We start from the raw sequence: 25,333 nt of genomic DNA, 5'->3' as shown, positions 1-25,333 counted from the left end.
AATCTATAAAATCAGGAATTATGAAAACGCTCGAGAACCAAACTTTACTTTACGATGAAGATTGTCCGCTTTGCAGTTTATACACCACTGGCTTCGTAAAAAGCGGTATGTTAGATGAAAATGGAAGAAAGTCATATTGCCAGTTATCTGAGGAAGAACAAAGTTTTGTGGATTTAAAACGTGCGCCAAACGAAATTGCTTTGGTTGATAATAAAACTAAAACCGTTACTTACGGAATTGACAGTTTAATAAAAGTTATCGGTTTTTCATTTCCACTAATTGAAAAAATGGCTACGATTAAACCCGTTCATTTCATCCTGACCAAAATGTATTCTTTTGTTTCTTACAATCGAAAAGTAATTATTCCTGGTGGAAATAGTAAAGAAGAAAATAAACTACGATGTACGCCTGATTTTAATTACAAATACCGTTTTATTTTCATCGGCTTTGCGGTAACTATAACCACTTTGGTTTTATTTGGTTTTTCTAATTTGATTCCGAATCTACCAAAAACCAATATTTTAAGAGAATTCATTTTAGCTATTGGACAGATTATTTTCCAAAGTTTATTTCTTTTAAAAATGGATAAAAAAACAATACTCAATTATGCCGGAAACTTAATGACGATCTCTTTAATGGGCTCTTTGATTTTAGTTCCCATTTTAATTCTAAATCAATTTGTTAATCTTCCGCAGTTTTTAATTTTAGGTTGGTTTGGAATAACTGTTTTCATCATGTTTGCAGAACATTTTAGAAGAGTGAAAGTGCTAAACCTTCCTTTTTATTTATGTTTTACCTGGGTTCTTTATCGAATTATTGCTTTAGTATTTATCTTAGATTAACCAACCATACAATAGATAGCCACGAATTCACGAATTTGCCATTACAATAACTCTAAAAAAATTCGTGAATTCGTGGCGGAATATCCTATAAATTAAAAACATGAAAAAACTCATCATAGCAGCCGGAACAGGATTTTTAGGACAGGTTTTAGTTCATCATTTCAAAGATAAATTTGAAGAGATTGTAATTCTGACGCGTGGAAAATCTCAAACAATTGACAAAATTAAATACGTAAACTGGAATGCCAGAACTTTTTCTGGATGGGAAAAAGAATTAGAAAATGCCACCGTTTTAATCAATCTTACCGGAAAATCTGTGGATTGCCGATATACCAAAGAAAACAAAAAAGAGATTCTGTTATCCCGAATTGAAAGCACAAAGATTTTAAATAAAGCTGTTTTAAACTGTCAAAACCCACCGAAACACTGGTTGAATTCATCAACTTCAACTATTTATCGTTTTTCTCTGGATAAACAAATGGACGAAGTCGATGGAGAAATAGGAAATGACTTTTCTATAAACGTCGCCCTTTCCTGGGAAAAAGCATTCTTTAAAACTGAAACTCCCAATACTTTAAAAACCGCTTTGCGAACATCAATTGTTTTAGGAAAAAATGGTGGAGCTTTTATTCCGTTAAAGACTTTAGCAAAAATTGGTTTTGGCGGAAAACAGGGAAAAGGAAATCAATTTATAAGCTGGATCCACGAACAAGATTTTGCAAATGCAATTGATTTTATTATTGAAAAAGAAATGACCGGATTGATAAATGTGGTTTCTCCAAAACCGATTCGCAATGCTGATTTTATGCAAAAACTTCGAAAAGCGGTTGGCTTTCCTTTCGGAATTCCGATGAACACATTCTTATTAGAAATTGGATCTTTTTTCATTCGTACAGAAACGGAATTGGTTTTAAAAAGCAGAAACGTAGTTCCGAAACGACTTTTAGACAATGGATTTCAATTTAAGTTTGGGGATATTGATGAGGCTTTTGAAAATCTACTACGCAAGAGTAAACCTGACAGGTTTAAATCGTGATAATTTTATTAGCTCCAGCGGAGCGAGATGTTTATAGAAATTTAGAATCGCCCCTATAATAAGCTCCAGCGGAGCGACATATTTCACAGCCTTAATTATTAAACATATCACCCCGATGGGGTTTTACAACAATATCTTTTTGTTTTCTATAAATATGCCGTCCCTCCGGGACTTGAAATAAATTCCAAAATCAATGACAACCATAAACCTAACAACCAAAATAAAAGCACCAAAACAAACCGTTTTCGATGCTTCAAGAAATATAGATATTCACCAACAATCGGCCAGTAAATCAAATGAAAAAGCAATTGCAGGCGTAACATCCGGATTAATCAATTTAAATGAAACGGTAACCTGGTGCGGGAAACATTTCGGTTTTTATTTGACTCACAAAAGCCGAATTACCAAAATGAATTTGCATGATTATTTTGTGGATGAAATGGAACACGGAAAATTTAAATCTTTCAAACATGAACATTTTTTTGAAGAAGAAAATGGATTTACAACTATGAAAGATAAATTGCAATATGAAACTCCGTTTGGAATTTTCGGAGAATTATTTGATATTTTATTTCTGGAAAAACATCTTAATAAATTTCTTTTAGAGAGAAACAAAATCTTAAAAAAGGTCTCAGAACAAAGCACATTTTAAATCAATATTTCTTTTGAAAATGAATTTTCTCGCTTTACGCTTGCGTGAGGGATAGAAGTGGAAAGCCCACAGCCTGATGAAGGAAGAGCGAGGACTTGCAACGGATAGCCCGGCCCGGAGGGACACGCCCAAATCATTTAGAAACTTTGATGCCTTTTATTTATAAAAATTCAATCATCAGCCACCAAAAAATCGGAACACTTTCAACCCAGAAAGAAGTATAATATTTAGACCGGTTTGGGTTTGCAAACAGAATAAACAACATCAACATGACAACCATTATCAGATTGATGATAAGATCATGAAGATCAAAAGATAATATTCCTACCACCCAAAACGGAACCAAAAGCGAAAAACCCAAAATTTTAGTTTTCTTCACTCCAATAGTTTGCGGAACCGTTTGCAAATGTGGATCATCATTGGCCAGATCTAAAATTTCAAAAACCAAAATCAGCACAAAAACCAATACAAAACGCTGAATACATTTGATAAAAAAGTTCGCCGTAAAAGGAATTTCGGCATTTATTAAAGGTAAAACCAGCGTTGCCCCTACCCAACAAAGTGCTACAATATATATTTTTACGCCGGCCCAGTTTCGGGCATTTTTTCTATTTGGGAAAAACGGTAAAGTATAAAGCGCCGTTATTAAAAATATTCCAACAGAAACGATTTGCGTGATTCGCTTTAAATGGAAAAAATAATAGCCCACTAAAACGAGTGAAATAAAGCTTAAAACGGCAATAATTTTCAGCTGAATTCCGATAGGTTTTTTCTTCACCCGAACCAAAGCATCGTATTTAACAAAATTATATCCTACAATTGTTCCAAAAAAAACAAACAAGGCCATCGCTTCATCATACTGAATATGAAACATATGAAACGTTACCCTGACTAAGGCATAACATGACAAAGCCACATGAATGCTGCTATTTAGGTAAAAATCTAATATTCGTTTTAAAAATTTCATATCTCAAATCTAATCAATTAGTAACAAATCAACTCTTTGGTTATAAATTTCATAAAAATTGAAGTTAAAAATACCCATTAAATTATTAATAATACTTAATTTTGCGCGACAAAAAAACAACACATTTACTATAAAATGTAATAAACCTTTGTAATTCGTGATTAATTGGGAATTTACCGAGCTAATTACATTCACTTTAAAAAACTAGATAGCTACAAATGAGAACAGATGCTTTTGCTTTAAGACACATTGGCCCAAGAGAAACAGATCTTCCACACATGTTAAAAACCATTGGAGTGGAATCGATTGAACAACTTGTTTATGAAACCCTTCCGGACGATATTCGTTTAAAAGCACCTTTGAATTTAGATCCTGCAATGACGGAGTACGAATTCGCAAATCATATTCAGGAACTGGGAAAGAAAAATAAAGTATTCAAATCGTATATTGGTTTGGGGTATCATCCAACTATCGTTCCGGCTCCAATTCAAAGAAACATCTTCGAAAATCCAGGATGGTATACAGCTTACACGCCTTACCAGGCAGAAATTGCTCAAGGTCGTCTTGAAGCTATTTTAAATTTCCAGACTACCGTTATTGAATTATCAGGAATGGAAATTGCCAATGCCTCTCTATTAGATGAAGGTACAGCTGCAGCAGAAGCTATGGCTTTACTTTTTGACGTTCGTACACGTGATCAAAAGAAAAACAATACAAACAAATTCTTCGTTTCTGAAGAAATTTTACCACAAACTTTATCAATCCTGCAAACACGTTCAACTCCGGTTGGAATTGAATTAGTTGTTGGAAACCACGAAACTTTTGATTTTTCAAATGAATTCTTCGGAGCCATTTTACAATACCCTGGAAAGTATGGTCAGGTAAACGATTATACTGCTTTTGTTGCTAAAGCAAAAGAAAATGAAATTAAAGTTGCCTTTGCTGCTGATATTTTATCATTAGCTACCTTAACTTCTCCGGGAGAAATGGGAGCAGCTGTTGTTGTTGGAACAACTCAGCGTTTTGGTGTACCAATGGGTTATGGTGGTCCTCACGCTGCTTTTTTTGCAACTAAAGACGAATACAAACGATCTATGCCAGGTCGTATTATCGGAGTTTCTATTGATGTAAATGGAAATCGCGCTTTACGTATGGCCTTAGGAACTCGTGAGCAGCACATTAAACGTGAAAAAGCGACTTCAAATATTTGTACAGCTCAGGTTTTACTAGCGGTTATGGCCGGAATGTATGCCGTTTACCACGGACCAAAAGGCTTACAATATATTGCAGGTAAAGTTCATGCATCAGCGGTTACTGCTGCTGAAGCTTTAAATAAATTAGGCGTTTATCAAACCAACACAGCTTATTTTGATACTATTTTAGTAAAAGCAGATGCTCAAAAAGTAAAAGCCGTAGCGGAGAAAAACGAAGTAAACTTCTTCTATGTTGATGCTGATACCATTTCGATCTCATTCAACGAAACAACTTCAATTACTGATGTCAATCAAATTATTGCGATTTTTGCTGAAGCATTAGGAAAAGAAACTTTTACCGTTTCTGAATTAACTACTGCAAGCCAATTACCTGCTTCTTTAGAAAGAACATCTTCTTTCTTAACACATGATGTATTCAACAATCATCATTCAGAAAGTCAGTTAATGCGTTACATCAAAAAGTTAGAGCGTAAAGATTTATCATTGAATCATTCCATGATTTCACTAGGTTCTTGTACGATGAAATTAAACGCAGCTTCAGAAATGTTGCCTTTATCAATGCCAAACTGGAACAGCATTCACCCGTTTGCACCAGTAGAACAAGCAGAAGGTTATATCACGATGCTTAAAAAGTTAGAGGAGCAACTAAATGTAATTACTGGTTTTGCCGGAACAACATTACAGCCTAACTCAGGAGCTCAGGGAGAGTACGCTGGTTTAATGGCGATTCGTGCTTACCATTTATCAAGAGGCGATAGTCACCGTAATGTATGTTTAATTCCTTCTTCAGCTCACGGAACCAATCCTGCTTCTGCAGCGATGGCCGGAATGAAAATCATCGTTACAAAAACGACTCCGGAAGGAAACATTGATGTAGAGGATTTAAGAGAAAAAGCGATTGAACACAAAGATGATTTATCTTGTTTAATGGTAACGTATCCTTCTACTCACGGAGTTTTTGAATCTTCCATTATTGAAATCACTAAATTAATCCACGACAACGGTGGATTAGTATATATGGATGGTGCAAACATGAACGCGCAAGTTGGATTAACAAATCCTGCTACAATTGGCGCTGACGTTTGTCACTTAAACTTACACAAAACATTCGCTATTCCTCACGGTGGCGGTGGACCTGGAGTTGGACCAATCTGTGTAAACGAAAAACTAGTTCCGTTTTTACCAACAAACCCAATCTTAAAAGTAGGTGGAGAACAAGCGATTACAGCAATTTCATCTGCACCTTACGGATCAGCTTTAGTATGTTTAATTTCTTACGGTTACATCACAATGATGGGTGCTGAAGGATTAAAAAGCGCTACAGAGCATGCAATTTTGAATGCTAATTACATGAAAGCGCGTTTCGAAGGGCACTACCCAATTCTTTATACCGGAGAATGTGGAAGAGCAGCTCACGAAATGATTTTAGATTGTCGTTCATTTAAAGAAAACGGAATTGAAGTTGGTGATATCGCGAAACGTTTAATGGATTACGGTTTCCACGCTCCTACTGTTTCTTTCCCGGTTGCCGGAACTTTAATGATCGAGCCTACTGAATCTGAAGATTTAGCAGAATTAGATCGTTTTTGTGATGCTCTTATTTCAATCAGAAAAGAGATTGAAGCTGCAACAGCCGATGATAAAAACAACGTATTGAAAAATGCACCTCACACATTGGCAATGTTAACTACTGATAACTGGGTTTTCCCTTACACTAGAGAAAAAGCAGCTTATCCATTAGAGTACATCGCTGATAATAAATTCTGGCCATCGGTACGTCGTGTAGATGACGCATACGGTGACAGAAATTTAGTTTGTAGCTGTGCACCAATCGAAGCTTACATGGAAAACTAAGAAATAAGTTTTTCTAATTATATCAAAACCCGACAGATTTTAAGACCTGTCGGGTTTTTCGTTTTGGTTTCTTTTGTTTCAGGTTTCATGTTTCAAGTTCGACTGCAACGTGAAACCTGAAACTTGAAACTTGAAACTTGAAACATTTATAATCTGGGCGTGCCAGTATTTAAAAAAAGGCCTAATCAGCTTTGCGCTTATGAGGCCTTTTCTTAAATAGTGTCGGGCTATCCACACTGCTTCGGCAGTTCGTTCCTATCCCTCACGCGGAAGAAACGACAGGTTTTGAAGAAGAATACCGTTTATATTTTCATCAAATACTCAAATGGTCTAATCAAAGAAAACAGTAAGTTTGTCATTCCGACGGAGGAGGAATCCCCGCAAGTAGCTCCGTTGCTAATAGCCAATCTTTGTCGAGTTTCTTGCGGAGATTCCTCCTCCGTCGGAATAACATACCTTACTTGTAAAATCATCCTTAAGTTTTTTTGGGGCTGTTCCGGAGGAACAAAAGATATTGCAGGGATGTCCCGAAGCTTTGGGATCAATCCATTCTAAGCTCAGTAATTCGCCAATCTTTGTCGAGCTTCTCACGGGGATTCCTCGTTCCTCGGAATGACATACTTTGTGAAATTCCCGCAACAGAGAAACTTGAAACCTGACTCGAGAGCTTTGCTCGAACAGGCGAAGCAAACCTGAAACAAAAAAAATCCACACCACGCAATATCTCAAACGTTTGAAATCTCGGGAAAACTGAATTTTCATTAAAAAATAAACAATATATCCCCTAAAAATTTATTATTTCATAATTATATGCATGCATAGTATTTTTTGTGATAGTTATCATAATTTTTTATATAATTTAGCAATAAATTTATTGGATAATTAAGGAATAATGAAAATAAAAATAATTGGTATCGGAAGTTACATTCCGAATAAAGAAGTAAGCAATACTGACTTTGACAAGCATGTTTTTTTAAATGAAGATGGAACTCCTTTTGGCTACCCAAATGAAGTTGTAATTAAAAAATTCAAAGGCATTACCGGAATCGAAAACCGTCGCTATGCCGAAACTCAACATAACGCATCAGATTTAGCTTTTTTTGCTGCTGAAAAAGCAATCGAAAACGCAGGAATTGATCGCGAAACTTTAGATTATATCATTTTCGCACACAATTTTGGAGATGTAAAATCCGGAACGCATCAAACGGATATTTTACCGAGTTTAGCAACTCGTGTAAAAAATAAATTGGACATCAAAAATCCAAAATGTGTAGCTTACGATATTCTCTTCGGATGCCCGGGATGGATTGAAGGTGTTTTACAAGCCAACGCATTCATCAAATCCGGAATGGCCAAAAGAGTTTTAGTTATTGGAGCTGAAACTTTATCAAGAGTGGTTGACGATCACGATCGTGACTCCATGATTTATTCTGATGGAGCCGGAGCTTCAATCCTAGAAGGTACTGAAGGCGAATCAGGATTGTTATCTTACGAAAGCGCAACTTTTGCAAATGATGAAGCCAACTTCCTTTACTTCGGGAAATCATACAATCCAGACTTAGATCCGGACATTAAATACATCAAAATGTATGGTCGTAAAATTTACGAATTTGCATTAAGCCAGGTTCCGTGTGCGATGAAAAGCTGTTTAGACAAAAGCGGTATTGGAATTGACGAAGTGAAGAAAATCTTAATTCACCAGGCAAACGAAAAAATGGACGAAGCAATTATCGAACGCTTCTACAAATTATACGACAAAACTGCACCGAAGGACATTATGCCAATGAGCATTCATGATTTAGGAAATAGCAGTGTGGCAACAGTTCCAACTTTATACGACCTAATCCTAAAAGGAAAAATAGAAGGCCATGAAATCAACAAAGGCGACGTTATCATTTTTGCTTCTGTTGGAGCAGGAATGAATGTTAATGCTTTTGTATACCGTCATTAAAAAAATCGCAGTATTCAGTCACAGTTTACAGTCGCGGTATTCACAATCTGCAAAACTGAGTACTGCGACTGTAAACTGAAAACTAAAAAAAGTCCGCATCTTAAAATGCGGACTTTTTAGTATATTTGCGACCTAATATAAAATCAAGAACGATCGCTTGCTTCGTTCCTCGCAAAGACTATGTACGAAAAAACGTTTCCAAATAAAAGATTCAAACTTACTTTAGAATTTTTACAAAAGCATATCAAAACTTCTGAAACAATCCTTGATTTAGGAGTTGAAAACCCGTTTTCGAAAATCATGAAAGAAGCTGGTTATACTGTAAAAAACACCACTGGCGAAGATTTAGATTTGGACCAAAATGTTTTAAAAACAGACAACCAAAACGTAGTAACTGCTTTCGAAATCTTCGAACATTTATTAAATCCGTTTACGATTTTAAGTGAAATTAAATCAGATAAACTTTTGATTTCGATCCCAATGCGTTTATGGTTTTCACCGGCATATCGTTCTAAAACGGATATGTGGGACAGACATTACCATGAATTTGAAGATTGGCAATTGGACTGGCTTTTAGAAAAAACAGGCTGGAAAATCATCGACAGACAAAAATGGACAAACCCGGTTAAGAAGTTTGGTTTAAGACCTTTTTTACGAAGCTTTACAAATAGATATTATATCGTTTACGCTGAAAAAATTTAGATTTCAGATTGTAGATTTTAGAGTAACGATTTCTGATTTCTGATTTTTAGATAAAGTAAAACTAATCTAAGATCTAAAATCTAAAATCTAAAATTTTTATATGAAGTACTATATTGTTATACCGGCTCACAACGAACAGGATTTAATTGGCCTGACTTTACAATCTTTGGTTTCACAAACCGTTTTGCCTTCAAAAATTGTAGTGGTAAACGACAATTCTACAGATAAAACAGAAGAAGTTGTCTTGGGTTTTGCTAAAGATAATCCGTATATTTCTGTAGTAAACAAAACTTCAGATGCGATTCATATGCCGGGAAGTAAAGTTATTCAGGCTTTTCAAAAAGGTTTTGAAACTTTGGATGCTGATTACGACATTATAGTGAAAATTGACGGCGATTTAATTTTTCCTCCTAACTATTTCGAAACTATTATTAAACACTTTGAGTCCGATCCAAAAATTGGAATGGCGGGTGGATTTTGTTATATTGACAAAAATGGGGATTGGGTTTTAGAAAACCTAACCGATAAAGATCATATTCGTGGTGCTTTGAAAGCGTATAGAAAAGCAACGTTTCAGCAAATTGGAGGTTTAAAACCTGCAATGGGTTGGGATACTGTTGACGAATTGCTTTGCAAATATTATGATTGGAAAGTAGTCACAGATGAATCTTTGCACGTAAAACACCTTAAACCAACAGGCGCAAACTACAACAAAACAGCTCGTTACAAACAAGGAGAAGCTTTTTATACTTTAGGATACGGCTTTTGGATTACAGGAATCGCATCGGCCAAACTGGCGATGATGAAGAAAAAACCATTACTCTTTTTAGATTATATAAAAGGATTTTTGAAAGCAAAAAAAGCAAAAACACCTTTATTAGTTACTCCGGAACAAGCTAAGTTTATTAGAAATTATCGTTTTCAGAAAATGAAACAAAAGCTTTTTTAATCTTAAAAAAAATTAAAAAACTGTAAACTGAAACTGTAAACTGTAAACTAATCCTTAATTTAGCCAATATTTCAAAAACTATGATGCTAATTCGTTATTTATCTCAAATAGGAAGATATTTTTTAATGTTAAAAGAAATTTTCAATAAACAGACAAAATGGTCTGTTATGAAAAAATTGATTTTCAAAGAAATCGATGATTTAATAATCGACTCTCTAGGCATCGTTTGCTTTATCTCCTTTTTTATCGGAGGAGTTGTAGCTATTCAAACGGCATTAAACTTAACGAACCCATTAATCCCAAAATATTTAATTGGTTTTGCTACACGTCAATCTGTAATTTTGGAGTTTGCCCCTACTTTTATTTCGGTAATTATGGCCGGAAAAATGGGATCTTACATCACTTCAAGTATTGGAACAATGCGTGTTACAGAACAAATTGATGCTTTAGAGGTTATGGGTGTTAATTCTTTAAACTATCTTGTTTTTCCAAAAATAGTAGCCTTATTAATGTATCCTTTCGTAATTGGTATCAGTATGTTTCTGGGTATTTTTGGAGGATGGCTTGCTTGTGCCTATGGAGGTTTTTCAACTAGTCAGGACTTTATTCAGGGTGCTCAAATGGATTTTAATCCATTTCATATTACATATGCTTTCATTAAAACTTTAATTTTCGCAATGTTATTAGCGACAATTCCCTCTTTTCACGGTTATTACATGAAAGGTGGCGCACTTGAAGTGGGTAAGGCTAGTACCGTATCATTTGTATGGACATCTGTTTGTATTATTCTTTTCAATTATATATTAACTCAATTATTATTAGGATAATGATCGAAGTAAAAAACATAGAAAAATCATTCGGCGACAGTAAAGTTTTAAAAGGAGTTTCGACTGTTTTTGAAACTGGAAAAACCAATTTGATTATTGGACAAAGTGGATCCGGAAAAACAGTTTTACTAAAAACTTTGTTGGGAATTCATACACCGGATTCCGGCACAATTGAGTTTGACGGACGTGTTTATTCTGATCTAAATCCAGATGAAAAAAGAGAATTGAGAACAGAAATTGGAATGGTTTTTCAGGGAAGTGCCTTATTTGATTCTATGACTGTTGAAGAAAATGTCGCTTTTCCGTTAAGAATGTTCACAAGCGACAATAAGACAAAAATTAAAGAACGCGTTGACTTTGTTCTGGAAAGAGTAAATTTAGTTGACGCACATAAAAAATTGCCTTCTGAAATCTCAGGAGGAATGCAAAAACGTGTGGCGATTGCCCGCGCAATTGTAAATAATCCGAAGTATTTGTTTTGTGATGAACCGAACTCAGGTTTAGATCCAAACACTTCTACATTGATTGATAATTTGATTAAGGAAATTACAGAGGAATATAACATCACTACCGTAATTAATACGCACGATATGAACTCCGTTATGGAAATTGGGGAGAATATAGTATTTCTGAAAAAAGGTGTAAAAGCCTGGCAGGGAACTAAAGAAGAAATCTTTAGAACCGATAATAAGGATATCGTGAAATTTGTATACTCTTCAAACTTGTTTAAGAAAGTGAGAGAAGCTTATTTAAAAGGTTAAAAACCTTTTTAAATTCCAATAAAAAAATTCCAAATTCCAAACTTATAATTGGAATTTGGAATTTTTTTATTGTTCTTTTTTGGGCCGTTGGAATTTGGGATTTTCGTGTTGGAATTTCTAACTGTAATTTTATTATTTTACATCTTTAAAATCATTTTCTTCAACTATTATCGTCTGGTATGTTATTCCTTCGAAATTACTTGCCGGAAACTCATATGTTGCACGCTGTATAACTCCATCTTTAAACCTGCTTAGATTAACAGTTTCCTTTAGATATTTTTGAATATAGATAGTTTGTACAGACGTACCATTAGCCGTTATCTGATCCAGATTGAATGAATAGGTCAAATTATGAATTGGAGTCAAAGGAAACGTTGACAGATTATTGGTTTTAAACGTTATTTGGCAAGGATATAATTCAATTAAATTAATGGTATTAAATTCAAATTCTTTACCAATATATTTCATATCATTTGAACTATCTGTAATGTCAATTAAAAAAGGCTCCCATATAACTTGTGGTTCGTTTTTTTTGGTGTATTCGCCGAAGTAAAGGCTATAAAAATTTCCCTTGCCGCTCGTTTTAAAAGTAAAATTGTAATTTCCTTTATCGTCTGTATAGGTAGAATCAACATCTTGTATAAATTCATAATCCAGACTAATATCAAAAACTGAGTTACTTGTTACTTTAAATTCACCAACTTTAACTTTTAAATTAGAAATTGGTTTATCACGATAATCTGTAAGTTTACCAAAAACCCTGGTTTCAATTCCTGATTTAATTAATACAGGATCCTTTCTGCATCCTGCCATTGAAACCATTAAAACAAATAGAAGTAGTGTATTTCTCATAAAAAACAGTTTTGCTAAAAATACAATAATTTTATAAACATAAGACAATCTAGATATTAAGGTTACATAAATCTAAATTCCAATAAAAAAAATCCAAATTCCAAACTGCAAAGGTTGGTATTTGGATTTTATTTTTATGTTTTTTTTAAGTTGGAATTTGTAATTTTAAAAGATTGGAATTTCCTTTTATGATTGGAATTTCCTTTTATGATTGGAATTTCCTTTTATTAGAATTTCTCATTAATATTAATCAATTCCACTTCAGCATTTGGATTAAAAAGATAGGTTTTACCGGAGCTGATTTCAATACACTCGAAACGTTTGGTTCGAACTGCTAATTTCTTGAAAATTTTACCATTCTTTATTCTAAAAACACTTCCGTAAGGAATTTCAAAAATGTAATTTTTATCATTCTGCGCATCGTATTGCTTCAAGGCCAAAGACAAAGTAGTATCGGTATCACTACTTGCTGATGGATTCTTAAAATGCCTCGCTAATAATGGAAGTAACTGCCCGGGAAAAATCTCAGGTCTGATAAACGGAACCATCAAACGTTGAAAAGTAAATTTCCATTCATCTCCATGTGGTTTTATGTTTCGTCCAAACTTTTCAAAAGCAACCAAATGTGCAATCTCATGAATTAACGTCATCAAAAAACGATATTTATTTAAACTTGCATTTACCGTGATTTCATGTTTACCACTAAGTCCACGTCTGTAATCACCATGACGCGTCTGTCGCTCATTTACGATTTTCAGATGAACCTGATTGGCAACAATCAATTCAAAAACAGGCTTTACAGCGTGTTCGGGTATATATCTTGCTAAAGTTTCGTTCAATTTTTAAGTAAAAATGTTATTTGTTAAAAGTAAAAAGTTCAAAATTGGAATTTGCTTTTTGGAATTTAACTTACGGGTTGGTTGAAGAAACTTCTAAAACCTTTCCATTAAAATATTTATTCCCATTCAATGTAAAATCATAAATATAAGTTGCCATTCCTTCTGCTGAAATTGGTGCCTGGTAACCAGGAAAAGCTTCGTTTAGCATTTCTGTCTGAACAGAGCCTAAAGCCAGAACATTGAAGGAGATTCCTTTCTCTTTATATTCTTCGGCTAATAATTCAGTTAACGTAATAACGGCACCTTTACTTGAACTATACGCCGCCAAACCAGCAAATTTCAAACTGCCACGTACACCACCAATTGAACTGATTGTTACGACATGACTTCCTTTTTGAAGATAAGGCAAACAGATTCTGGTAAGATTGGCTACAGCAAAAACATTCACTTTATAAATACTTTCAAAATCAGCCTGCGTTGTTTCTGCAAAAGGCTTCAATAATAAAGCGCCTGCATTATGCACAACGGCATCTACTTTTTTCCAGGTTGAAGAAAGGAAACCTTCTACTTCCTGCAAAGTGCTTTCGTCAGCCAAATCAATTGAAAGACAGGTAACATTTTGATGTGCTAAAAGCGTCTGAGGTATTTTTCTGGAAATAGCCAAAACCTGATGACCGGCGTTCGCAAACTGCAAAGCCAATTCATATCCAATTCCTCTGCTTGTTCCGGTAATGATAATATTTTTCATATGGAGATACTATGTCTTTTTTAATGGAATATGCAATCGCCATTCTTAATCCCGTTTTATATTTGGAATCATGGCGATTTCATGAAGCAAAAATAAGCAAATCAAAATAAAAAGAAGGAGTATTATTTCATCGTAATTTCTTCCGTTGCAGTTGATGAAATTTGAGTTACTGCTGGCAATAATTCCTGAATAAGAGAAGTCATATGCGGAATATCCATCACTTTAAATTCGTCTGAAACATGGTGATAAAAATCAAAATTTTCGAAATCAAAAGTACTTATTGACTGGCAAGGTTTCTTAAACGCTTCGTAAAAAGAGTAATTATCAGATCTGTAGAACAACTTATACTCTGCTTCTTTTGGCAAAAAACCAATAGTATTTTTCCCGGTATATTCATTAATTTTCTCTGCCATATTTGACTTATCAAAACCCGTTACGTAAGCCAGAAAATCTCTTTTCATTGGCACACCAACCATTTCAATATTCAATTGGGTATATAAATTAAAATTAAGCTTTTGAAGTTTCGGAGCTAAACTTTTAGAACCTAACAATCCTTTTTCTTCTCCGGCAAAAAATACAAAAAGAATACTGCGTTTATTTGATTTTGTCTCTGCAAAATATTTTGCCATTTCTGCCACAACCGTCACACCGGAAGCATCGTCATTTGCTCCATTGTTAATTACATCAGCCTGTTGTTTTTTCTCCATTCCAATATGGTCGTAATGCGCACTTAACACAACAAATTCCTTTTTTAAAACCGGGTCCGTTCCTTCTAAAACTCCAACAATATTGTAAGCAGGAGATTTAAAGTTGGTTAAAGTATCGCGATAGGTTTTAAAATAGGGTTTTATATTATTCTTCTTAAAGAAGTCTTCTAAGAAAATTGCTGCTTTATCAATTCCTTTTGTTCCGGTTTCACGCCCTTCTAATTCATCGGAAGAAAGGTATTTTAAGAAATCTGAAACGTCGGATTCTTTGACTTTGTATGAAATGGCTAAAGGTTCTGACTCTGATTGAGATGCTTTTTCAGTTGTTGCAGATGGGTTCGATTTACAACTTAATAAAACCAATGGAAAAAGCAGAAAGTAAAGTTTTTTCATAACTGAAGTTTTTAGACTCCAGAAAGCTATATTTCTAAAGTCGCAGGTTTAAAATATTTTTTATACACTTTAAATACCTGAATACTTCCTAAAACAACAAAAAATAGCGGAATAAAAACAGGCATCCCATACTTTGAAAACTGATTTACTTTTTGAAAAATGGTCTGCAATAAAACAATCAAACTAAACATTCCTAAAAAAACACCAATCAAAGTTCCTGCAATATAATAATATTTTAACTTTCTTTCAATTGCAATATACTTTCCATTAAGCAAATATAAATTCCAGCTGGTCCAAAAAGGCAGTTGCAAAAAATTGAAACAATTCAAAACGATACCAATTACAAATGGAGAATACATTAAATAATCCCGAAAGTTAGAATCAGATTTAGCTGACTGATTAAAACTCGAATAAAAAACAAAAGCCAAAAGAAACATAAATCCAACCGAAAATAAATCTATGATCTTCATTAATTTTTTGTTACTAACTAGCTGTTTTGCAAAAAGTAATGTAAAATAAATCACAAAAGTCTCCACAAAAATGACTCCACACAAATAGAAAATCAGATTATGGAGCCCTGATTTGGAGTAAATTTCTAATCCAGCCAGGTTTAAATATCCCAGCGGAATTGATCCTAAAAAACTTACCACAAATCCTACTGCAATATTTTTTACTCTTTTCATTTAAAAATTCATGATTTTATTATTCTGTGTCAAATGCAGACGATATTCCCGCATACCCACCTTATAATCTAAATACGGCACACCCATTTTATGATTTTCAACGCTTATTTCATACATATACGTGATATGTCTGGCCAATTCTCTCCAGGCAAACCAAACCGAATGTTTAGGATCGTAAATGTGTGTTGGCTCGCTCGCCGCTCCGTTGAGTTCTACAATTTGAAAGTTTTCTCCGCGTTCTAATTCTTCAAAAGTGTTGTACATAATATCAAAACGTCCAAAATAGAATTCGGGAATTTGAGTGGCAATCTCATTCATCATTGCGGTTAATTTTGGCGTAATCAAATTACTTCCGTCAAGAAATTTTGCCCCGCGGGAATGATTTCCAAACGGAACCAGATTGAATGTTTCGTCTTTATACAAAATATGGGACAACTGATCACCGTATTCTTCTTTTAAAACATCAAATTGCAATTTAAATCTGGGCGTTTGTTTGATTAATTCTTCAATGGTCGATTTTCCATCGCCCTTAACAATCAAAAATTCTTTAGAAACTATTCCTGTAATTTTTCCTGTTTTTTGAAGTGGATGACGCACATAAAAAATACCCACTTCATTTTGAAAAGGAATTAAATCCTGTAGAAGAAAATCGAAATTTGCTTTTTCGGCGTACTCTTTCAATTCTGAAACTGTTTTGATTTTTTTTACACCAGATCCACGCAAACCAATATCTGGTTTTGCTATTAAAGGAAAATAAATTCCCTTTTCTACGACCAAATCCACGATTTTCTTTAAAGTGGTATTTTCCTTAATTAAGATCGTTTTTGGATAATATTTTTTGGGAAGTAAATCATAAATCTGTTTTTTGCTTTCCATCATAAATCCGCCATTTTTTATTTTTGGATTTGAGGCATTAAAGAAGAAAATGGATCTTGCTTTGATAGCATAATAAGCCCAAAGAAAATAAATAGGAACATACAAAACCTGAAAAGGCCAATACTCCCAATTGCTAATTTTATGGATAAATAGTTTCATTGGCAGAAATTTAAATACTTATAAAAGTGGATATAAAATTTTTTGTTTTAACCAGATCATAATAACGCAGCACGCACTTATTTTTTTCGATTACGGCCTGGGTTATACTTAAAGTTTGCAATACATTTTCTCTATTGATAATAAGGCCATTTTCTGAATCACCACGTTCGGTATTTCGATGAAAATCGAGTATTTCTGAAGCCGAAATTTCCTTTTGATTTTTTAGGAAATTAAAAAACCAATTTGCTCTTTTTTGTCTGACTTCCTTCGGATATAAAGTAACGGAAGACCAAATATGATTTTGACTTGCATTTAATAAAGTTTTGATTTTACTAAAACCATCCCAAATCAATTCATATAATTCTTCCTGCTGATACAAAACCAAAGTAAAAGGCTCAATGTCTTCCAGATTAATCTGATCCCAACAATCCTTTGGCGAATCATTTGAAATAATATCCAAAGCAATTAATCCTCTGCTTCTTCTATAAAAAAGCTCCGGTACATGTTTGATTTTTCCTCCGTTCAAAAGCACTAAAACAGTTCCGTTTTCATCAATCACAAACCAGGTTCCACCCGCTTTAGCATCTTTGGGATACAGGATATTTTTGCCATTTTGGCAATAATTTTTAGGTGCAACAGCACTCGGACGAATCACCTTTTCATCTCGGTTTGAAGTAATAATGATACTTCCGTTATTATTTACAAAACTTACTGTACACATTGTTTTCTATATTCAATAGTGGAACGGGCAACGCCAAAATTTTCATCAACTAAAACATTCTCAACCTGTAGCACTGCCACTTTTATTAACGCCTGATGATGAATACAATGTTCCAGATTATAAAGCAGCTCTCTGTAATAATTACTTTGAATTCTAATGTTGATACCGTCAATAACTTGCTCGAGATAGATTATTTTATTCTCACTTTTCAACCCCATTTTTATGGCAACAATAGATTGTTTTGCAAATTCAGTCTCTGTTTGAATGAGAGTGTTTCGTTCCCGATTGTCGTAATTTAAAATTCCGAAATCGTAACTATTTTCAAGACATTGAAACATCTCTAAAATATGTCGGATATGCTCACCAATTGTGGCATTACTCAAAGCTGGACAAGATCTTGCATAATCCTGATCAGACAATTGATCTAATAGATAAATTAATTCATCTAAACTGTGGCGTATGGATTTTAACAACATAACTATCTTAAATTTAGAAGATTAAACAATTTCTTTCTATCAAAATAAAGTAACACTAAACAGCACGATAAAGTGATCACGGCCAGGCTAAAAAGCAATCCGCCATCATTTTTTACTTCAATTCCTAATACAAATAAATGCGATGCAATAGCCCCTGTCATTATTCCGATTCCACCCAAAGCCCCGATCCAGGTTGTCGCCGGAATTAAAATTAAAATCGCGACAAGCAACTCTGCAATTCCGGAGCCAATTCTACCGTAAGGTTCTATTCCTAAGGTTGAAAATATATAGATACTTTCTTCTGCTCCGCTGAATTTAAAGAACAACGTTTGCAGTAAAATTCCCGAAGCCACCAGCCTGAAAATCCATTTTACAATTTCCGTTTTCATGGTGCCTTATTTATATATTTTCTTCCAATTATTGTCTGCCTTAACTTTTAAATTAGCCTCGTCTTTGTTCCAGCTTTTCAAAGTATTATTAAAATAAGCATTGTAGAACAGATATAGTTTTCCATCAATAATCTTAAAAGTTTCCGGATTTATTTCGACTTTTTCTCCGGCACTTCCCATCGCATAAGCGCACCATCCACCATATTGAGGTTCATATTTTGAAGGATTTTTCAAGAACGTTTCTTTATTTTCATTTGAAGAGAATATATAAATTACACCTTGATAGGCTGTTGAAATCTCTTTTTTCCCTCTCATCGCTTTTCCCTGAACAAAATAACCAACCGGATCATAACCCAGAATAGCCACTTTGTTTTCTAAATTATACTGACTGATTCTTTTTGCATCATTTTGAGCAAATGAAATCGCTGAAGCCAGAATTAATACTAAAACAACTAACTTTTTCATCTTAATTTATTTTAAGTTTTTTAATACCGAAACCAACAATTCCTCTGAAATACGATGCTTGAAATCAGGTGAAATATATTCGAATAGAATCTCATTTTCCGTATTTACAACAAAAACAGAAGGTACTGGCAAAAAGTTGGTATTGACTCCATTAGAATGTACGTTAATTACTGATTTATAGTTTTCCGGAGCTTCATAAGCAATTCCAATTGCTTTAATTAATTCCCCTTTTGAGTCAGAAAGTAAGGTGTATTTCACTTTATCCTTCTCTTCAGTCATTTTCAAATTTGCAGGAGCATCAGGACTTATGGCAATAATTTGAAATCCCTCAGCCAGAATTTGTTTTTCGGCTTCAGCCAAAGCCTGCAAATGTAAATTGCAATACGGACACCAGCCACCGCGATAAAAAACTAAAACGGTCTTTTTCTCTTTAAGTAAATCTGAAAGTTGAACAGCTGTATTCTCAGCTGATTTTAAAGTAATGCCTGGAATTTTCTCTCCTATTAATAAAGGAGCAATATCAGTCGCAGATTTGGGAATTGCGGTTTGTGCATTAGCAACCGTAGTAATGGTTACTAAAAAAATAAAAAGTAATTTTTTCATAATTTAAGGATTTACATCTTTTGATGATGTAAAACTACTTCACTATGAAAAAGCAAAATGTCAGCTAATTTACAATTGAACCAAAATAATTATAATTTGGTAATATCCTGAATAACAATTTCTTTTCGGTTGTAACTTAAAAGATGGTTCGTTTCCATTTCATTGAGCAATTGCGTAGCGGTTTGTCTGGAAGTACAAATAATCTGGGCAATATCATTCTGGGTCAAATAATTTTCGATGGTTACCGAATTTCCATTTACTGTTCCTTCTTTCTCTGCCCAGTCTTTAAGAAACTGATACAATCGGGTTTTAGCATCCTTAGAAATTAAATTAGAATAACTGTTTTTGATGCGTTTCATTTTTAAACCCACAAATTTGGTGTACGAAATTGCCAGAGTGGGATTTCGCAATAATAAATCTTCAAAATCAGACATTAAAAAACTACAGATCGCAACATCATCAGAAAGGACTTTTGCATATTCTTCATTTTTATTATCTGTTTCTAAAGTCAATTCGCCAAACAAATCTCCTTTTTGAATAATGTCTTTTATGGTTTCATTTCCATTGTCATCAACGGCAACAATTTTGATATTTCCTTTTTTAAGTAAAAATATGCGTGGCACATCTGACGAAGAAAAATAAATAATTTCGCCTTTTGATGCTTTTTTAAAACCTGTAATGATACACAATTGTTTGATTTGAGAAAAACTCAAAGTCCTGAACAGCTTATGATCGCGCAAATACCAATACTTCAATTCTTCGTACATAAAACAATTTTCTTTATGTAAAGGTAGCCAAATTTAGAAGCAAACAAAAAAACCCTTTCAGACAGAAAAGTCTAAAAGGGTTTTGCTAATTTATTTTTTTTTGAAGAAAATTATCCTGCGATAACTGATCTTGAAATTACTATTTTTTGAATTTCAGAAGTTCCTTCGTAAATCTGAGTAATTTTAGCATCACGCATGAAACGTTCAACGTGATATTCTTTTACGTAACCGTTTCCACCATGAATCTGAACTGCTTCAACAGCTGTATCCATTGCTACTTGCGAAGCGAATAATTTAGCCATGGCTCCACTTACGTCGTAGTTTTTACCCTGATCTTTATCCCAAGCTGCTTTCATACACAAATGACGCGCCGCTTCGATATTAACCGCCATGTCGGCCAATTTGAAAGCAATTGCCTGATGATTGCAGATTTCTGTTCCGAAAGCTTTACGAACTTTTGAATAATTCAAAGCCAATTCATATGCTCCAGAAGCAATTCCTAACGCCTGAGACGCAATTCCAATACGACCTCCAGCCAACGTTTTCATTGCGAATTTAAATCCGAAACCGTCTTCTCCAATTCTGTTTTCTTTTGGAACTTTTACATCACTAAACATTAAAGAGTGTGTATCAGAACCACGGATTCCCATTTTTTGTTCTTTTGGTCCAATTGAGAAACCCGGCATATCTTTGGTCATGATCAAAGCATTGATTCCTTTATGTTTTTTCTCCGGATGCGTTTGCGCAATTACCAAATAAACAGAAGCTGTGTTTCCGTTTGTAATCCAGTTTTTTGTTCCATTTACTAAATAATGGTCCCCCATATCAATAGCAGTTGTTTTTTGAGAAGTGGCATCACTTCCTGCTTCTGGTTCACTTAAGCAAAAGGCACCGTGAATTTCTCCCGAGGCAAGACCTGGTAAATATTTTTGTTTTTGTTCTTCCGTTCCAAATTCTTGTAAACCCCAACAAACTAAAGAGTTATTTACTGACATTACAACAGAAGCAGAAGCATCAACTTTTGAAATTTCTTCCATTGCAATTACATATGAAATAGCATCAAGTCCGCTCCCTCCGTATTTCGGATCAACCATCATTCCCATGAAGCCTAATTGCCCCATTTTTTTCACTTGTTCTGTTGGAAAAATTTGTTTTTCATCGCGTTCAATAACTCCAGGTAACAATTCGTTTTGAGCAAAGTCTCTCGCGGCTTGTTGAATCATTAAATGCTCTTCGGTAAGATTGAAATCCATAGTCTTAATTTATTTTATTGTTTTTTGAAACCAAAATCAAAAAAACTTCGTTAATAGAGATGATTTGGTTTTTGTGGTTTTTGATATTTCTGCCTTTAAAGGGCTTCCAAAGATAATTTTTAAAACTCAAATTAACAATGCATGCATATAAAATTAATAGATCAGCAACAATTACGATAACGTTTTCGTAATTATTCTGAAATTTAGACGCAGAGGCATCAATCCTGCAATCTTTTCTTTAAAATTTAAGAATATAATTGCGTATAAAAACAGCTTTACTAAAAAGTTTTAGTAAATTATTTGGCCAAAAAAGATTAAACAGTTCATAAAACAGGTAATTGTACGTAAAACTACTCTTACTAATTTGATTATTAATCTGATACGTTCAAAAAAAATAAAAATTGGCATGAAAAAACATAGACAACAACCAGTCTAAATTAAGAAATTAACATTATTTTTGCCTAAAAATTATTATATCGACAGCTTATGAAAAAGATTTTACTTGTTCTTACATTCCTTTTAAGTTTACAATTTTCAACCGTTTCCGCGCAAACTCAACTAGAAGTTAACGGCGTAACGGTTCCCAGGAAAATTGACTTCCAAAACAAAACTTTACAATTAAATGGTGCTGGCGGAAGATCAAAAATGTGGTTGGAAGTTTACGTTCAGGCCTTGTATTTATCACAATTAAGCCAAGATCCAAAATTTATCATTGATAGTGATACTGAAATGGCGATCAGAATTGAGATTACATCCTCTATGGTTTCTTCAAACAAATTGACCAAAGCAATGAATACTGGTTTTGAAAAATCTGCAGGAAGTAATCTGGAAGAATTAAGACCGAGAATTGAGCAGTTCAAAACGATGTTAAGTGATGCTATCACGGAAAAAGATGTTTTTATTTTAGCTTACAATCCACTTGACCAAACCATCAACGTTATTAAAAATGATGTTGTAAAAGGAAAAGTGACAGGATTTGATTTCAAAAAAGCATTATTCGGAATCTGGTTATCTGACAAACCAGTTGACGAAACTTTAAAAAAGCATTTATTAGGAATATAATCTCCTAACATTCATAAAATTTTAAAGCCGAAAGCGTTATGTTTTCGGCTTTCTTTTTTTCTTTAAATAAAATTGATACAAAATACATTATTCGCATTATTCTATTTTATACTTTTACGCAAAATAAACATATCACAACAAAATGAAAGATTTATTACAGCAATTTGAAAATAAAGAACCTGAAATTGTTTTTAACTGGAAAGATTCTGAAACAGAAGCAGAAGGTTGGACAGTAATTAATTCACTTCGTGGAGGAGCCGCAGGAGGTGGAACAAGAATGAGAAAAGGCCTGGATATGAATGAAGTTCTTTCTTTGGCTAAAACAATGGAAGTTAAATTTTCTGTTTCCGGACCTGCAATTGGAGGCGCTAAATCCGGAATTAATTTTGACCCGAACGATCCTCGTAAAAAAGGTGTTTTGCAACGTTGGTATAAAGCGGTTTCGCCTTTGTTAAAAAGTTATTACGGAACTGGTGGTGATTTGAATGTTGATGAAATTCATGAAGTTATTCCGATGACAGAAGAATGTGGTGTCTGGCATCCGCAGGAAGGTGTTTTTAACGGACATTTCAAACCAACCGAAGCGGATAAAATCAATAGAATTGGTCAATTGCGTCAGGGTGTTATCAAGGTTATCGAAAACCCAAAATTTTCACCAGATGTAACAAGAAAATATACTGTTGCTGATATGATTACAGGTTATGGCGTGGCCGAGGCGGTTCGTCATTTCTACAATACTTATGGTGGAGATATTAAAGGTAAAAAAGCAATTGTTCAGGGATTCGGAAATGTTGGATCTGCTGCTGCTTTTTATTTAGCTGAAATGGGAGCCAAAGTAATCGGAATTATTGATCGTGACGGAGGATTAATCAACGAAGAAGGTTTTTCTTTTGAAGAAATCAGAACGTTGTTTTTAAATAAAGACGGAAATAAATTAGTTTCTGAGAATATGATTCCGTTTGAAGAAATCAATTCTAAAATCTGGACTATTGGTGCTGAAATTTTCACACCTTGTGCAGCTTCAAGATTGGTACAACAAACTCAAATTGACAGCTTAATCGCAAACGGATTAGAGGTTATTTCATGTGGTGCAAATGTTCCTTTTGCTGACAAGGAAATTTTCTTCGGATCGATCATGGAAGAAGTAGATCATAAAGTAAGTTTGATTCCTGATTTTATCTCAAACTGTGGAATGGCAAGAGTTTTTGCTTATTTCATGGAGAAAAAAGTGCAAATGACGGATGAGGCAATTTTTAATGATACTTCAGAAATTATAAAAAATGCGATTGTAAAAGCTCATGCTTTGAATCCATCAAAAACAAATATCAGTGCAACAGCTTTTGAAATTGCATTGAAACAATTAGTATAATTTATTTATGCTTTTATCCTAAACGAGTCAAATAATCTTTGACTCGTTTTTTTTGTTTCTCGCAGATTTGGCAGATTGAGCAGATTTTGGCTTGTGGTTAGAATTTCACGCAGATTAAAAATAGATTTAAGCAGATTTGCGCAGATTCATATAAAATTAAAAAATCTGCTCAATCTGCCAAATCTGCGAGCTAAAACTGCTTTTCATAAAATTATTCAAGCCCTTTCATTCTAAACAATTTTTAGTACTTTTAAACGTTTTTAATACGATACAATACAAAATTCAGAATCATAATGAGTTCCACTATTTCTTCAGATCAAAAGAAATCTCTACTACTCACCACAGCGATATATGCAGTCATTTTAATATTGCTGTTTTTTATACGCTTTTGGCCTCCATACAACCCGGAAAACAACGTAGCACTTGCTGAAGGTGGTGGCGGCGGTGGCGTGACCGTGAATTTTGGCGACAGCGATTTAGGTTCTGGAGCCAATTACAAAAGCGAAGTTTTAGATGTAAAAAACCAGGCAAAAGCGACTCCTGCAAAAGCAACTCCGGACGAAGCAATTATTACACAAGAAAACACAGCAGACGATGTTAATGACGTCGTTATTCCCGTAAAGGAAAAACCTAAAAAACCAACTCCTGTTGAAAAACCGGTAACAAAACCAGTTCCTGAGAAACCTAAAGTTTCAAATTCTACCAACGATGCTCTATCAAGCATTATGAAAGGATCCAACAAAGGTGGAGACGGTGATGATAAAGTGGCAGGAAACAAAGGAAAAGCAAACGGAAGTTTGGGTTCTAACGGTTATTACGGTAGCGGTGGTTCCGGTGGCGGCACAGGCGGTGGAAACGGAACCGGAAATGGTATTGGTACCGGAAGCGGTTACGGAGCCGGAAGCGGCGGAGGTTCTGGCGGAGGATCGGGATATTCTCTTGGAAACAGAAAAGCTTTATCGAAACCTGCACCAAAATATACTTGTAACGAAGAAGGAAAAGTAGTCGTTGAAGTTACTGTTGACCAAAACGGAAAAACAATAAGTGCGACTGCCGGAATTAAAGGAACAACGAATACAGCAAGTTGTTTATTAGATCAGGCCAGAATCGCAGCGATGAATACCAAATGGGCGCCGGATGATAATGCTCCGGTAAAACAAACGGGTAAGATTATTTATAATTTTAGTTTAAATTAAAAAACACGGATTTCACGGAT

At 34.3% G+C, this 25,333-nt stretch carries 26 protein-coding genes; 12 read left to right on the top strand and 14 right to left on the bottom strand.

What is annotated here, in order from left to right; genetic code table 11:
• The first annotated feature begins 20 nt into the window (after window positions 1-20).
• The 3 genes from B0A65_RS03565 to B0A65_RS03555 all read left to right on the top strand — a co-directional run bounded on the left by B0A65_RS03565 (window position 21) and on the right by B0A65_RS03555 (window position 2,530).
• Window positions 21-842 carry a thiol-disulfide oxidoreductase DCC family protein gene (locus tag B0A65_RS03565; RefSeq protein WP_074659333.1) on the top strand — a complete coding sequence of 274 codons (822 nt, stop codon included), beginning with the start codon at window positions 21-23 and terminating at the stop codon, window positions 840-842.
• A gap of 100 nt (window positions 843-942) precedes the next feature.
• On the top strand, window positions 943-1,878 hold the full coding sequence (locus tag B0A65_RS03560; RefSeq protein ID WP_074659332.1) for a TIGR01777 family oxidoreductase: 936 nt from the start codon (window positions 943-945) through the stop codon (window positions 1,876-1,878).
• A gap of 193 nt (window positions 1,879-2,071) precedes the next feature.
• Complete coding sequence (locus B0A65_RS03555; RefSeq protein ID WP_074659331.1) at window positions 2,072-2,530, top strand: SRPBCC family protein; 459 nt, start codon at window positions 2,072-2,074, stop codon at window positions 2,528-2,530.
• Between the two features lie 160 nt (window positions 2,531-2,690).
• Here B0A65_RS03555 and B0A65_RS03550 read toward each other — a convergent pair whose 3' ends face one another.
• Window positions 2,691-3,497: a UbiA prenyltransferase family protein gene (locus tag B0A65_RS03550; protein WP_074659330.1), complete on the bottom strand. Its 807-nt coding sequence runs from the start codon at window positions 3,495-3,497 to the stop codon at window positions 2,691-2,693.
• A gap of 218 nt (window positions 3,498-3,715) precedes the next feature.
• Between B0A65_RS03550 and gcvP the strand changes: the two genes are divergently transcribed.
• From gcvP to B0A65_RS03520, 6 genes are all read left to right on the top strand, one after another.
• Entirely contained in the window at window positions 3,716-6,565 is a 2,850-nt protein-coding gene (gcvP, locus tag B0A65_RS03545) for an aminomethyl-transferring glycine dehydrogenase (protein WP_074659329.1), read from the top strand.
• Between the two features lie 892 nt (window positions 6,566-7,457).
• Window positions 7,458-8,516, top strand: a complete 1,059-nt coding sequence (locus B0A65_RS03540) for a 3-oxoacyl-ACP synthase III family protein (RefSeq protein ID WP_074659328.1) — start codon at window positions 7,458-7,460, stop codon at window positions 8,514-8,516.
• Window positions 8,517-8,696: 180 nt separating this feature from the next.
• A complete protein-coding gene (locus B0A65_RS03535; RefSeq protein ID WP_074659327.1) occupies window positions 8,697-9,218 on the top strand; it encodes a methyltransferase in 522 nt (173 codons plus the stop codon).
• Between the two features lie 100 nt (window positions 9,219-9,318).
• Complete coding sequence (locus B0A65_RS03530) at window positions 9,319-10,167, top strand: glycosyltransferase (protein WP_074659326.1); 849 nt, start codon at window positions 9,319-9,321, stop codon at window positions 10,165-10,167.
• A gap of 80 nt (window positions 10,168-10,247) precedes the next feature.
• Entirely contained in the window at window positions 10,248-10,994 is a 747-nt protein-coding gene (locus B0A65_RS03525) for an MlaE family ABC transporter permease (protein WP_074659325.1), read from the top strand.
• On the top strand, window positions 10,994-11,755 hold the full coding sequence (locus B0A65_RS03520; protein ID WP_074659324.1) for an ABC transporter ATP-binding protein: 762 nt from the start codon (window positions 10,994-10,996) through the stop codon (window positions 11,753-11,755). Before B0A65_RS03525 ends, B0A65_RS03520 begins: the two co-directional genes overlap by 1 nt.
• Window positions 11,756-11,887: 132 nt before the next feature.
• On the opposite strand, the gene B0A65_RS03515 is transcribed toward B0A65_RS03520, so the two are convergent.
• From B0A65_RS03515 to B0A65_RS03455, 13 genes are all read right to left on the bottom strand, one after another.
• Window positions 11,888-12,607, bottom strand: a complete 720-nt coding sequence (locus tag B0A65_RS03515; RefSeq protein ID WP_123890270.1) for a peptidase associated/transthyretin-like domain-containing protein — start codon at window positions 12,605-12,607, stop codon at window positions 11,888-11,890.
• 227 nt (window positions 12,608-12,834) lie between these two features.
• Window positions 12,835-13,446, bottom strand: a complete 612-nt coding sequence (locus B0A65_RS03510; RefSeq protein WP_074659322.1) for a SprT-like domain-containing protein — start codon at window positions 13,444-13,446, stop codon at window positions 12,835-12,837.
• A gap of 70 nt (window positions 13,447-13,516) precedes the next feature.
• A complete protein-coding gene (locus B0A65_RS03505; protein ID WP_074659321.1) occupies window positions 13,517-14,194 on the bottom strand; it encodes an SDR family NAD(P)-dependent oxidoreductase in 678 nt (225 codons plus the stop codon).
• A 122-nt stretch (window positions 14,195-14,316) separates the two neighbouring features.
• Window positions 14,317-15,294: a M28 family peptidase gene (locus tag B0A65_RS03500; protein ID WP_074659320.1), complete on the bottom strand. Its 978-nt coding sequence runs from the start codon at window positions 15,292-15,294 to the stop codon at window positions 14,317-14,319.
• Window positions 15,295-15,320: 26 nt separating this feature from the next.
• Window positions 15,321-15,977 carry a hypothetical protein gene (locus B0A65_RS03495; protein WP_074659319.1) on the bottom strand — a complete coding sequence of 219 codons (657 nt, stop codon included), beginning with the start codon at window positions 15,975-15,977 and terminating at the stop codon, window positions 15,321-15,323.
• A complete protein-coding gene (locus B0A65_RS03490; protein WP_074659318.1) occupies window positions 15,978-17,012 on the bottom strand; it encodes an ATP-grasp domain-containing protein in 1,035 nt (344 codons plus the stop codon). It lies immediately after the preceding gene.
• 10 nt (window positions 17,013-17,022) lie between these two features.
• A complete protein-coding gene (locus B0A65_RS03485) occupies window positions 17,023-17,733 on the bottom strand; it encodes an NRDE family protein (RefSeq protein WP_074659317.1) in 711 nt (236 codons plus the stop codon).
• Window positions 17,721-18,209: a hypothetical protein gene (locus B0A65_RS03480; protein WP_074659316.1), complete on the bottom strand. Its 489-nt coding sequence runs from the start codon at window positions 18,207-18,209 to the stop codon at window positions 17,721-17,723. The genes B0A65_RS03485 and B0A65_RS03480 overlap by 13 nt, the downstream gene beginning before the upstream one ends.
• 2 nt (window positions 18,210-18,211) lie before the next feature.
• Window positions 18,212-18,598: a DoxX family protein gene (locus B0A65_RS03475; RefSeq protein ID WP_074659315.1), complete on the bottom strand. Its 387-nt coding sequence runs from the start codon at window positions 18,596-18,598 to the stop codon at window positions 18,212-18,214.
• Between the two features lie 6 nt (window positions 18,599-18,604).
• The gene (locus B0A65_RS03470; protein ID WP_074659314.1) at window positions 18,605-19,063 is read right to left on the bottom strand and encodes a YHS domain-containing (seleno)protein; all 459 of its coding nucleotides are present in this window, start codon (window positions 19,061-19,063) and stop codon (window positions 18,605-18,607) included.
• 6 nt (window positions 19,064-19,069) lie between these two features.
• Window positions 19,070-19,666: a peroxiredoxin-like family protein gene (locus B0A65_RS03465; protein ID WP_074659313.1), complete on the bottom strand. Its 597-nt coding sequence runs from the start codon at window positions 19,664-19,666 to the stop codon at window positions 19,070-19,072.
• A gap of 89 nt (window positions 19,667-19,755) precedes the next feature.
• Window positions 19,756-20,433, bottom strand: a complete 678-nt coding sequence (locus B0A65_RS03460; RefSeq protein ID WP_074659312.1) for a Crp/Fnr family transcriptional regulator — start codon at window positions 20,431-20,433, stop codon at window positions 19,756-19,758.
• Between the two features lie 110 nt (window positions 20,434-20,543).
• On the bottom strand, window positions 20,544-21,686 hold the full coding sequence (locus B0A65_RS03455) for an acyl-CoA dehydrogenase (protein WP_074659311.1): 1,143 nt from the start codon (window positions 21,684-21,686) through the stop codon (window positions 20,544-20,546).
• Between the two features lie 486 nt (window positions 21,687-22,172).
• Here B0A65_RS03455 and B0A65_RS03450 point away from each other — a divergent pair, with 486 nt between their 5' ends.
• The 3 genes from B0A65_RS03450 (at window position 22,173) to B0A65_RS03440 (ending at window position 25,313) form a co-directional block, all read left to right on the top strand.
• The gene (locus tag B0A65_RS03450) at window positions 22,173-22,748 is read left to right on the top strand and encodes a chalcone isomerase family protein (RefSeq protein WP_074659310.1); all 576 of its coding nucleotides are present in this window, start codon (window positions 22,173-22,175) and stop codon (window positions 22,746-22,748) included.
• 142 nt (window positions 22,749-22,890) lie between these two features.
• On the top strand, window positions 22,891-24,117 hold the full coding sequence (locus B0A65_RS03445; protein WP_074659309.1) for a Glu/Leu/Phe/Val dehydrogenase dimerization domain-containing protein: 1,227 nt from the start codon (window positions 22,891-22,893) through the stop codon (window positions 24,115-24,117).
• Window positions 24,118-24,410: 293 nt separating this feature from the next.
• Complete coding sequence (locus tag B0A65_RS03440; RefSeq protein ID WP_074659308.1) at window positions 24,411-25,313, top strand: energy transducer TonB family protein; 903 nt, start codon at window positions 24,411-24,413, stop codon at window positions 25,311-25,313.
• The last annotated feature ends 20 nt before the right edge of the window (window positions 25,314-25,333 follow it).

The organism is Flavobacterium frigidimaris, from assembly GCF_002217275.1.
Lineage (GTDB): Bacteria > Bacteroidota > Bacteroidia > Flavobacteriales > Flavobacteriaceae > Flavobacterium > Flavobacterium aquidurense.
The sequence above is the reverse complement of the archived record's forward strand: the minus strand, read 5'-3'. Positions and strand labels throughout refer to the sequence as shown.

Excerpts from the sequence above, each read along its gene's own strand:
- B0A65_RS03440 (WP_074659308.1), top strand. The coding sequence starts at position 24,411 with ATGAGTTCCACTATTTCTTCAGATCAAAAGAAATCTCTACTACTCACC.
- B0A65_RS03520 (WP_074659324.1), top strand. The coding sequence starts at position 10,994 with ATGATCGAAGTAAAAAACATAGAAAAATCATTCGGCGACAGTAAAGTT.
- B0A65_RS03445 (WP_074659309.1), top strand. The coding sequence starts at position 22,891 with ATGAAAGATTTATTACAGCAATTTGAAAATAAAGAACCTGAAATTGTT.
- B0A65_RS03485 (WP_074659317.1), bottom strand. The coding sequence starts at position 17,733 with ATGTGTACAGTAAGTTTTGTAAATAATAACGGAAGTATCATTATTACT.
- B0A65_RS03540 (WP_074659328.1), top strand. The coding sequence starts at position 7,458 with ATGAAAATAAAAATAATTGGTATCGGAAGTTACATTCCGAATAAAGAA.
- B0A65_RS03560 (WP_074659332.1), top strand. The coding sequence starts at position 943 with ATGAAAAAACTCATCATAGCAGCCGGAACAGGATTTTTAGGACAGGTT.
- B0A65_RS03525 (WP_074659325.1), top strand. The coding sequence starts at position 10,248 with ATGATGCTAATTCGTTATTTATCTCAAATAGGAAGATATTTTTTAATG.
- B0A65_RS03505 (WP_074659321.1), bottom strand. The coding sequence starts at position 14,194 with ATGAAAAATATTATCATTACCGGAACAAGCAGAGGAATTGGATATGAA.
- B0A65_RS03490 (WP_074659318.1), bottom strand. The coding sequence starts at position 17,012 with ATGAAACTATTTATCCATAAAATTAGCAATTGGGAGTATTGGCCTTTT.
- gcvP (WP_074659329.1), top strand. The coding sequence starts at position 3,716 with ATGAGAACAGATGCTTTTGCTTTAAGACACATTGGCCCAAGAGAAACA.
- B0A65_RS03515 (WP_123890270.1), bottom strand. The coding sequence starts at position 12,607 with ATGAGAAATACACTACTTCTATTTGTTTTAATGGTTTCAATGGCAGGA.
- B0A65_RS03555 (WP_074659331.1), top strand. The coding sequence starts at position 2,072 with ATGACAACCATAAACCTAACAACCAAAATAAAAGCACCAAAACAAACC.
- B0A65_RS03495 (WP_074659319.1), bottom strand. The coding sequence starts at position 15,977 with ATGAAAAGAGTAAAAAATATTGCAGTAGGATTTGTGGTAAGTTTTTTA.
- B0A65_RS03535 (WP_074659327.1), top strand. The coding sequence starts at position 8,697 with ATGTACGAAAAAACGTTTCCAAATAAAAGATTCAAACTTACTTTAGAA.
- B0A65_RS03470 (WP_074659314.1), bottom strand. The coding sequence starts at position 19,063 with ATGAAAAAGTTAGTTGTTTTAGTATTAATTCTGGCTTCAGCGATTTCA.
- B0A65_RS03550 (WP_074659330.1), bottom strand. The coding sequence starts at position 3,497 with ATGAAATTTTTAAAACGAATATTAGATTTTTACCTAAATAGCAGCATT.
- B0A65_RS03450 (WP_074659310.1), top strand. The coding sequence starts at position 22,173 with ATGAAAAAGATTTTACTTGTTCTTACATTCCTTTTAAGTTTACAATTT.
- B0A65_RS03475 (WP_074659315.1), bottom strand. The coding sequence starts at position 18,598 with ATGAAAACGGAAATTGTAAAATGGATTTTCAGGCTGGTGGCTTCGGGA.
- B0A65_RS03455 (WP_074659311.1), bottom strand. The coding sequence starts at position 21,686 with ATGGATTTCAATCTTACCGAAGAGCATTTAATGATTCAACAAGCCGCG.
- B0A65_RS03460 (WP_074659312.1), bottom strand. The coding sequence starts at position 20,433 with ATGTACGAAGAATTGAAGTATTGGTATTTGCGCGATCATAAGCTGTTC.
- B0A65_RS03500 (WP_074659320.1), bottom strand. The coding sequence starts at position 15,294 with ATGAAAAAACTTTACTTTCTGCTTTTTCCATTGGTTTTATTAAGTTGT.
- B0A65_RS03565 (WP_074659333.1), top strand. The coding sequence starts at position 21 with ATGAAAACGCTCGAGAACCAAACTTTACTTTACGATGAAGATTGTCCG.
- B0A65_RS03480 (WP_074659316.1), bottom strand. The coding sequence starts at position 18,209 with ATGTTGTTAAAATCCATACGCCACAGTTTAGATGAATTAATTTATCTA.
- B0A65_RS03530 (WP_074659326.1), top strand. The coding sequence starts at position 9,319 with ATGAAGTACTATATTGTTATACCGGCTCACAACGAACAGGATTTAATT.
- B0A65_RS03465 (WP_074659313.1), bottom strand. The coding sequence starts at position 19,666 with ATGAAAAAATTACTTTTTATTTTTTTAGTAACCATTACTACGGTTGCT.